7 protein-coding genes are annotated in these 6,889 nt (G+C 74.3%); 3 read left to right on the top strand and 4 right to left on the bottom strand.

Features of this window, described 5'->3' with window-relative positions; genetic code table 11:
* Positions 1–139: 139 nt before the first annotated feature.
* On the bottom strand, positions 140–1,342 hold the full coding sequence (locus KUM32_RS28405; RefSeq protein ID WP_217144833.1) for an NAD(P)/FAD-dependent oxidoreductase: 1,203 nt from the start codon (positions 1,340–1,342) through the stop codon (positions 140–142).
* A 113-nt stretch (positions 1,343–1,455) separates the two neighbouring features.
* Between KUM32_RS28405 and KUM32_RS28410 the strand changes: the two genes are divergently transcribed.
* Positions 1,456–2,067: a GNAT family N-acetyltransferase gene (locus tag KUM32_RS28410; RefSeq protein ID WP_217144834.1), complete on the top strand. Its 612-nt coding sequence runs from the start codon at positions 1,456–1,458 to the stop codon at positions 2,065–2,067.
* A gap of 7 nt (positions 2,068–2,074) precedes the next feature.
* On the opposite strand, the gene KUM32_RS28415 is transcribed toward KUM32_RS28410, so the two are convergent.
* The 3 genes from KUM32_RS28415 to KUM32_RS28425 all read right to left on the bottom strand — a co-directional run bounded on the left by KUM32_RS28415 (position 2,075) and on the right by KUM32_RS28425 (position 4,415).
* Positions 2,075–2,743, bottom strand: a complete 669-nt coding sequence (locus tag KUM32_RS28415; RefSeq protein ID WP_217144835.1) for a pyridoxal 5'-phosphate synthase — start codon at positions 2,741–2,743, stop codon at positions 2,075–2,077.
* Positions 2,744–2,794: 51 nt separating this feature from the next.
* Positions 2,795–3,220 (bottom strand): pyridoxamine 5'-phosphate oxidase family protein, encoded by a 426-nt coding sequence (locus KUM32_RS28420; protein WP_217144836.1) that lies wholly within the window; start codon positions 3,218–3,220, stop codon positions 2,795–2,797.
* Positions 3,221–3,779: 559 nt separating this feature from the next.
* Positions 3,780–4,415 carry a TetR family transcriptional regulator gene (locus tag KUM32_RS28425; protein WP_217144838.1) on the bottom strand — a complete coding sequence of 212 codons (636 nt, stop codon included), beginning with the start codon at positions 4,413–4,415 and terminating at the stop codon, positions 3,780–3,782.
* Positions 4,416–4,624: 209 nt separating this feature from the next.
* Between KUM32_RS28425 and KUM32_RS45040 the strand changes: the two genes are divergently transcribed.
* The gene (locus KUM32_RS45040; RefSeq protein ID WP_308408737.1) at positions 4,625–5,575 is read left to right on the top strand and encodes a VOC family protein; all 951 of its coding nucleotides are present in this window, start codon (positions 4,625–4,627) and stop codon (positions 5,573–5,575) included.
* Positions 5,576–5,766: 191 nt separating this feature from the next.
* Positions 5,767–6,889 (top strand): serine/threonine-protein kinase (locus KUM32_RS28440; protein WP_217144837.1); only part of this gene is annotated, 1,123 nt, incomplete at its 3' end.

The following is a 6,889-nucleotide window of genomic DNA, read 5'->3' on the forward strand; positions in this document are numbered from 1 at the left end:
CGGCCGCGGCGCTGATGGCCCTGGTGATCCGGCGGCGGGCCACTCCGGCGCTCGGGGTGTCCTGAGCCGGGCGTACCCTCCCGGGCATGGGGCAGGGGGCAGGGGGCAGGGGGCAGGGGGCAGGGACCGGGACGGCACCTCAGCCCGGTAGTCGTGAGGCGCGGGCCGCGTCGTGTCGCGTGATCGCCTTGGCGATCCGTGTCGCGTCCAGCGCCAGTTCGCGGAGCATGCCGCTGATCGGGTTGGTGAAGCCGGTGAAATACAGGCCGGGTGCGTTCCGGGGGGAGCGGGCGCCGCGCACGGCCGGTCTGCCGTGCGCGTCGAGGACGCCGAGGTGGCCCACCAGGCCCTCCAGGCCCCGTCGGTAACCGGTGGCCGCGATCACCGCGTCCGGGGCGAGCCGGGCGCCGTCCGCGAGGACGACCTCGCCGTCCTCGAAGCCGTCCACGGCGGCCACGACCTCCACCCGGCCCGACCGCACCGCGTCGATCAGGCCCACGTCCTGGACCGGGATGGCGCCCTGTGCCACCCGGCTGTAGAGCCCGGTGGCGGGGCGCGGCAGGCCCTGTGCCGACAGGTCGGGCACGCTGATCCGGGCCACCGGCCGGGCCAGCCGGTCGACCAGGCCGACCGGGAGCCGCCGGCACAGGATGCCGGTGTACTGGGCGGGCCAGCCGGCGGTCGAGCGGCGGACGATGTGCGGCGCGGTGCGCACGGACAGCCGTACCCGGCCGGCGCCGCCCTCCACCAGGTCCACGGCGATCTCGGCGCCGGTGTTGCCGACGCCGACGACCAGGACGTCCCGCCCGGCGTAGGGAGCCGCGTTCCGGTACTCGGCGGCGTGCCGGAGCTCGCCGGGGTACGTGTCCCGCCCCGGCCAGTCCGGCAGGCGCGGGGTGTGGTTGTGGCCGGTGGCGACCACGACCGCGGCGCCGGTCAGCACGCGGCCGCCGGAGGCGTGCAGCAGCCAGCCGTGGCCGTCGGGCGCGCGCTCGACGCGGGAGACCTCGACACCGGTGACGATCTCCAGCTCGTGGTGCTCGGCGTACTTCTCCAGGTACCGCACCACGTCGTCCCGGGCCACCCACCGTCCGAAGCGGCGCGGCATCGCGAGCCCCGGCAGTGCCGACATCCGGCGGGTGGTGTGCAGCCGCAGCCGGTCGTAGTGGCGCCGCCAGGACGCGCCGACGTGGTCGGCGCGTTCCAGGACGACGGCCCGCAGACCCCGTACGCGCAGCGCGTGGGCGACGGCGAGACCGCCCGGACCACCGCCGATGACGTACACGGGGCGGCCCGCGGAATGCGCGGACCGCGGTTCAGCGGACGCTGGGGAGTCGGCCATGCGGCGAGCGTAATCGCGCGCCTGATTGATGGGTCTCGGTCAAGAATGGAATCGGTTGCGGCTCGGTCACGGCCGCCGGCGGGGTGGAGACGGCGCTCGGGTTGAATGGCTGGATGGCTGACACACGTGGGCACACCCTCGACCCCTCCCTCCCCGAACCGCGCGGACACGGACTCCACCTCCGGCCCTGGGACGCCGGCTCGGACGCCGACGCGGCGACGTGGCTGCGCGGATGCCTGGACCCCGAGTTCCAGCGCTGGAACACGCCGCTCAAGCAGTGGGCCGACCTCAGCGGTGCCCGTGAGTCGCTGCGCGCACGGGCGAGGGAGGCCGAGGAGGGCGTGGCCGCGTCGTTCCGGGTCACCGACGAGGAGAGCGGTACGACGCTGGGGCACATCGGCGTCAACGAGATCAACCGGCCGCTGAGGCTGGCGCGGGTCGGTTACTGGGTGCTCCCCGAGGCCCGGGGCCGGGGCGTCGCCACCCGCGCCCTGCTCCTCGCCTCCCGCTGGGCCTTCACGGAACTCGGCCTGCACCGCCTGGAACTGGGCCACGCGCTGGGGCACACCGCCTCCTGCCGGGTCGCCGAGCGGTGCGGTTACCCGTCCGAGGGGACCCTGCGCGAGGCGATGTTCGAGGCGGGCCGGCGCGACGCGTTCCGGGACGTGCACCTGCACGCCCGGCTCGCGACGGACGAGGAGCCGGCGGCGTACGACGGACGCTGACCGCCGCTCACGGCCACAGCAGCCGTGTGCGCCAGCCGCCGTCCTCCGTCCGCCGGTAGGCCAGCCGTACGTGGCGGCGGCGGGCGTCTCCCTGGAAGAACTCCACCTCGTCGGGGACCAGCCGGTACAGCGTCCAGGACGGAACGGGCGCGTCCGGCTCCCGGCCCGCCCGCTCCCACGCCGCCTCGGAGGCGCGGGCCAGCTCGTCCGGCGAGCCCAGGACCGCGCTCTGCCGTCCGGTGAGGGCGGCGGCCAGGGCTCCGGTGGAGCGCGCGTGCAGGTCGGCCAGCGCCTCCTCCGCCCCGGCGACGGCGACCGGGCCGCGCAGGCGCACCTGACGGCCCAGCACCGGCCAGTAGAAGGAGAGGGCGGCGTACGGGCGGGCGCCGAGCTGGCGGCCCTTGCGGCTGTCGGCGTGCGTGGCGAAGGACCAGCCGGCCGCGTCCGCACCGTGCAGCATCACGATCCGTACGTCCGGCAGGCCCTCCGCGTCCGCCGTCGCCAGCGCCACGGTGTGCGGCTCGGCCTGGCCGGCCGCCACCACCTCGGCGAACCACCGCGTGAACAGCGGCAGGGGTTCGCCGGGCGCGGTGGCCGGGTCGAAGGGCGGCAGTTCGGTGACCGCGGGGTCCCACACCCGCAGCGACCTCAGCAGCTCGTGGAGATCGGTTTCCATGCCCCGATTGTCACGCGCCGGCCCCGTCGCCGTCCGGTACCGGGCGCCGTCCTACACCGAGCCGAGGTCGGAGGAGACCCAGCGTTCGGGCCGCATGCGGACGATGACCTGCTCGCCGTGGTTCGCGGTGGCGAACGCGACGTATCCGTCGACCTTGTCGGCCGGGAGGTAGCGGGCGGAGATCTCCCGCAGGTGCTCCTCCGTGGCGGGGACCGTCTCGATGACCGGCCCCTCGACCGACACGTACCGGATGGTGGGCTCCAGCCGGTCGACCATCAGGGAGAACCGGCCCGCCGCCTTGATCAGTTGGTTCTTGCGGCTGTCGAGCCCGGTCATGATCCATACGTCGCCACCGGGCTCGTACTGGTACCAGATCGGCACGCTCAGCGGGGCACGGCCCGCCTCCGCTTCGACGGCGAGGGCGGCGATGTGCGGCTCGGCCAGGAACTTCTCACGCTCGTCGCGGGTCAGGGCCATTCCGGTCTCCTCCAGCGGGTGCAGCGGATACGGGCATCGGTGCTGAGCACAACACCGGCCGGGTGGGCGGCTGTTCCCCGTCGGGCGACAACCGCCGGACGTCCGTCGGGACATCACCGGGGGCTCGCGCCGGCAGGGACGCGCCGGTACACCCGGCATCGCGGCCGTGTGCGGCGGCCCCAGGACGACAGTCTGCCCGGGCACCGGCGGGTGCGCACCCCGGGTGACCAGGAAGTGCGGCGCTACGGATGACGCTCACCGGGCGGCGGCGGATGCGACCGCCGTGGGGCAGAACGCGGAAAGGCGTTGAGCGCTGCAATGCACTGAACGCTGAACGTCGAGGCGTAGGTCGTCGTGTCGGTGCGGCGGTGGGGCCGGGACACGGTCGCCGAGTTCGAGCGGACGGGCGGCGAGGCGCTGGCGGTGCGGGTGGCTCAGCGGCTGACGTCGTCGTCGCCGGTGAGGAGGCACGTGGTGCGGGGACCGGCCGCTGCCGGCCTGGTGGGGGAGGGACGGGACACAGATGACAGGCCGCTGTGTCGCGTCACCGCGCCACCGGTTACTTCGTGGGCTTCTTCCCGGTGACGCCCAGGTACATCAACAGCGACAGCGCGGGCTTGAGTTCGGCCTGCTTGACGCCCCAGGAGGAGAAACCTTTCTGGTGGGAGGCGGCGGCGGCGAGCATGACGACCAGCGAACCGGCGATCGCCGCGGGGTTCACGTCCTTGTCGATCTTGCCCTTGGCCTGCAGTTCGGCGACGGAGTCCGCGAGGGAGGAGTTCACCGAGTTCAGGATCTTCATCCGGATCTTGGCGAACCGCTTGTCGCCCTCCGCCGCGCCCAGGTCGACGACGCGGAGGATGGCGTCGTTCCTGCGCCAGAACTCCAGGAAACCGTCGACGAGTTCCTGTGCCGTCTGCCAGCCGGCCTTGCCGACCCACGAACGGCCCGCCGTCAGTTCGGCCAACCCCGTGCTCTCGGCGGCCATTTGGTCGGCGATCTCCAGGACGGCGCCCTCGACGTCCGGGAAGTACTGGTAGAAGGTCGCCGGCGAGGTGCCTGCCTTGCGGGCGACATCGATGACTTTGACATCGCGATAGGGGGAGGAGCTGAGCATGTCGCTGAGGCAGTCGAGCAGTTTCTGCCGGGTCGCCTGCCCACGTCGACCGGCCACGCGGCCGTCGACGGTACGCACTTGTCCTGTCATGCCGTCAGCTTACCGACGGGTGATCCGGGCGCGATTCGGCCGACTGCAAATGGGGTGCGCGGGCGCGAAGAGGCTGGTGTGCCTGGTCTGCGCGGTGCGCGCGACGCGGTTACTTTGACGGCATGGCCGAAAACAGGGCATCCGCTAAGCGAGCGTCCAGCCGCCCGTCCGCGTATCCGGAAGGCGTCCCCTGCTGGGTGGACGCGCAGCTTTCCGACGTCGAGGCGGGCAAGCGCTTCTACGGCGAGCTCTTCGGCTGGACCTTCGAGGAGGCCGGGGTGACGGGGCCCGGCGCCTACACGTGGGCGAGGCTGGACGGCGAGCCCGTCGCCGCGCTCGCACGCAAGCCGGACGGCCGGTTGCCCACCGTCTGGACGGTGTACTTCGCCGCCGCCGACGCCGGGGCCCTGGCCGGGCGGATCCGGGCGGCCGGCGGGCAGATCGTCACGCCACCGCGGCCGGTGGACGACCTGGGCACGACCGCCCTCGTGGCCGACCCCCAGGGTGCCGTCTTCGCCCTGTGGCAGCCGGGAGCCGACGCCACGGCCGCGCGGGGCACCGCCGGGTCGTCGGGGGCTCCCGTGGTGCGGGGCACCGCCGGGTCGTCGGGGGCTCCCGTGGCGCCGGGCACCGCCGAGTCGCCGGGTACCCCCGAAGCACCGGCCGTCGCCGAGGCACCGGGCGCTCCGGGAACACCCCGCAGCCCCAGAACGCCGGGCGCCCGTCCGCCGGGCGACGGCGGCCGAGGGATCGCGCCAGGCGCTCCGGGCGCCGCCCCGGGCACCCGCCGCACTACCCGCTTCACCGGCTTCGGGCGGCGATACGAGCCGGGGACCTTCGCCTGGGTGGAGCTGTACACCCGGGACACCGAGGCCGCCGGCGCCTTCTACGGCGAGCTGTTCCAGGGCGCCCTCCCCGGCCCGGGTGCCGCGCCCGGCTTCGGCCGTTCCCCGGTCTCCGACGTCTTCCCCGCCGAGATGCCGCCGCACTTCCTCGTCCACTTCCTGGTCGAGGACTGCGAGGCCGCGCTCGGCGCGGTGACCCGGCTCGGCGGACGGGTGCGGGTGCCGCCTTTCGAGACGTCGCACGGGCGGGTGGCGGTGGTCTCGGACGGCCAGGGGGCGTCGTTCGCACTGCTGCAACGCTGAACGCGGACCGGAGGGCGTAGCCCTTTGCCCGGGAACGGGCGAGACACCCTGATTGTCCCGAGGTTCGCCACCGGCGTCCCGGACAGGAAGAATCGGGGTGCGTGGCGCCACGGACGTGCGGTGGTGAGACGCTGCACTTCGGTCGCGTACATATGTGGGTGGCGCGGCTCGTACGGGGAGGTGGCAGGCAAGTGGTGGATCAGCTGACGCAGCACGATCCGCGGCGGATCGGGCCGTTCGAGGTGCTGGGGCGACTCGGCGCCGGCGGTATGGGGCTGGTCTATCTCGCGCGCTCGGCGTCCGGCCGGCGCGTGGCGATCAAGACGGTCCGGACGGAGCTGGCGGAGGACCAGCTGTTCCGCGTCCGCTTCACGCGCGAGGTGGAGGCGGCCCGCGCCGTCTCCGGCTTCTACACGGCGGCCGTGGTCGACGCCGACCCGCGCGCCGCGGTGCCGTGGCTGGCCACGGCGTACGTCCCCGCGCCCTCCCTCGAGGAGATAGTGAACGAGTGCGGGCCGCTCCCGGCCCAGGCGGTGCGCTGGCTGGCGGCGGGCGTCGCCGAGGCGCTCCAGTCGATCCACGGCGCCGGGCTCGTCCACCGCGACCTGAAGCCCTCCAACGTCCTCGTCGTCGAGGACGGCCCCCGGGTGATCGACTTCGGTATCGCGTCCGGCGTCTCCAACACCCGTCTGACGATGACGAACGTCGCGGTGGGCACCCCCGCCTACATGTCCCCGGAACAGGCGAAGGACTCCCGCAGCGTCACCGGCGCGAGCGACGTGTTCTCGCTCGGCTCGATGCTGGTCTTCGCCGCCACCGGCCACCCGCCCTTCCACGGTGCCAACCCGGTCGAGACGGTCTTCATGCTGCTGCGCGAGGGCCCCGACCTGGAAGGCCTGCCGGACGAGCTGCGCCCGCTCATCGAGTCCTGCATGCAGATGGAGGCCACGGCCCGGCCCAACCCGGCCGACCTCCAGGCCCAGCTCGCACCCCACCTGTTCGGCTCCGGCTCCGACGACAGCGGTACGGCCTCGGCGTGGCTGCCCGAGCGGGCGGTCGGCCTGATCGAGGGGCGCCGCAACGGCCGGCCGTCGGCCAAGCTCGCCACGACGGCCGGTGGCCGTGGCGGTGCCGGCGGCGGCTCGGCCGGCGCTCGCCCCGCGGCCCCCGCGCCCCCGCTCCCGCCCCCGCCCTCGCACGACCCCGTCGTACCGGCCCCGCCCGTGCACGGACCGCCGGTGCCCGCACCCGTCGGCGCGCCCGACACCGGACCGGTCCGGCTTGCCGGCGCCGCCGTGCCCATCGGCCCCGGCC

The sequence above is a fragment of the Streptomyces sp. AC627_RSS907 genome (assembly GCF_019049165.1).

Excerpts from the sequence above, each read along its gene's own strand:
- KUM32_RS28405 (WP_217144833.1), bottom strand. The coding sequence starts at position 1,342 with ATGGCCGACTCCCCAGCGTCCGCTGAACCGCGGTCCGCGCATTCCGCG.
- KUM32_RS28410 (WP_217144834.1), top strand. The coding sequence starts at position 1,456 with ATGGCTGACACACGTGGGCACACCCTCGACCCCTCCCTCCCCGAACCG.
- KUM32_RS28415 (WP_217144835.1), bottom strand. The coding sequence starts at position 2,743 with ATGGAAACCGATCTCCACGAGCTGCTGAGGTCGCTGCGGGTGTGGGAC.
- KUM32_RS28420 (WP_217144836.1), bottom strand. The coding sequence starts at position 3,220 with ATGGCCCTGACCCGCGACGAGCGTGAGAAGTTCCTGGCCGAGCCGCAC.